This is a genomic window from Vibrio sp. Vb1554 (genome assembly GCF_033344235.1).
In genome coordinates, this window is record NZ_JAWPOJ010000101.1 from 1 (window position 1) to 1,818 (window position 1,818).

General features: G+C 47.9%; 2 protein-coding genes. Both read left to right on the forward strand.

Going from position 1 to position 1,818, the window contains the following annotated elements; genetic code table 11:
- The coding region (gene proB, locus R8N28_RS23950; RefSeq protein ID WP_318183513.1) for a glutamate 5-kinase at positions 1–594 on the forward strand (594 nt) is incomplete at its 5' end.
- A gap of 17 nt (positions 595–611) precedes the next feature.
- Positions 612–1,818: glutamate-5-semialdehyde dehydrogenase (locus tag R8N28_RS23955; RefSeq protein WP_318183514.1), on the forward strand; the 1,207-nt coding region annotated here is incomplete at its 3' end.

The window sequence follows — 1,818 nt, forward strand, 5'->3', positions numbered from 1 at the left end:
CTGTTTACTGCTGACCCACGAAAAGATCCGAATGCAGAGCTGATCAAAGAAGTTAAAACCATTGATGACACGTTGCGTAAAATTGCTGGCGGCAGCGGTACAACACTCGGTACGGGTGGTATGGCGACGAAACTTCAAGCAGCCGACATCGCACGTCGCGCGGGTATTGAAGTTATTATCGCAGCAGGTAGCGCGCCAAACGTAATTTTTGACTCGTTGAGCACGGAGCCTCAAGGTACGCGTTTCCTACCTTGTTCAGAAGCATTGGAAAACCGTAAGCGTTGGATCCTCGCAGGTCCTGCTGCATCGGGTGACATTATCATCGATGATGGTGCGGTAAATGCGGTTGTTGGTAAAGGCAGCAGCTTGCTAGCAAAAGGGGTCATCAAGGTGAGCGGTGATTTTGCCCGTGGTGAAGTTGCTCGCGTAACAAATTCTCATGGCAAACTGGTTGCGCGTGGTATTAGCGCCTACTCAAGTGAAGACTTGGCAAAAATTACTGGCAAACACAGTAAAGACATCATCTCTATTTTGGGTCATGACTACGGCTCAGAAGTGATTCATCGCGATGATCTTGTCGTCATTCAAGAATAGAAATTGAGGGAAGCAACGTGGATTTAACGAATATGGGTAAAGCTGCTAAAGATGCAGCTTTCGAATTGGCGACAGCGTCAACTGCTCAAAAGAACCAAGCTCTAGCGATCATCGCAGATGAGCTAGAAGCAAACTCAGCTGCGATTTTGGCAGCAAACGCAAAAGACATCGAACTTGGTCGCGAAGCTGGTCTGACCGATGCGCTGCTAGACCGTCTACTGTTGAATGAAGAACGCTTAACGGGCATTGCAAATGATGTTCGCAATGTGATCAGCCTAAACGATCCTGTGGGCAGCGAAATCGACAGTAAAGTGCTAGAAAACGGCATGTCTCTCTCTCGCCGCCGTGTACCACTTGGTGTTGTGGGTGTGATTTATGAAGCGCGTCCAAATGTGACCATCGACATTGCCGCACTGTGCCTGAAAACGGGTAACGCCAGTATCCTACGCGGTGGTAAAGAGACGTTTTTCTCTAACATGGAACTTGTGAAAGTTATCCAATCAGCCCTTGCAAAAGCAAACTTGCCAGCCGCTTCAGTACAGTACATTGAAAAGCCAGATCGCGAGCTGGTTTCTCAACTGCTTAAACTGGATGACTACGTTGATATGATCATCCCACGTGGTGGAGCGGGTCTGCACAAAATGTGTAAAGAGAACAGCACAATTCCAGTGATCATCGGCGGTTTTGGTATCAGTCACATTTTTGTTGATGAATCCGCGGACCTAGAGAAATCGCTAAACGTGGTTGAAAACTCGAAAGTTCAACGTCCTTCGGCATGTAACTCGCTAGACACACTGCTTGTTCACGAGAAAGTGGCGGCGAAATTCTTGCCAATGATTGTCGAGCGAATGAGTGACAAAGTGACGTTTGTAGCAGAACCAAAAGCGAAAGCGCTAATGGCTCAAGCTACGCAAATTCGCGATGCCGTAGAAGGTGATTTTGATACCGAATGGCTAAGCTACACGTTAGGTGTAAAAGTTGTCGCTGACGTGAAAGATGCGATTGATCACATGCGAGTTCACAATGCAAGTCACTCAGATGCAATCATGACCAACAGCTTGATTAACTCGGAGTTGTTCATCAATTCGGTGGGCTCGGCTGCAGTTTATGTGAATGCGGCAACGCGCTTTACTGACGGTGCTCAGTTTGGCTTGGGGGCTGAAGTGGCCGTCTCAACTCAAAAGCTACATGCACGTGGCCCGATGGGTTTGGAAGAATTAACAA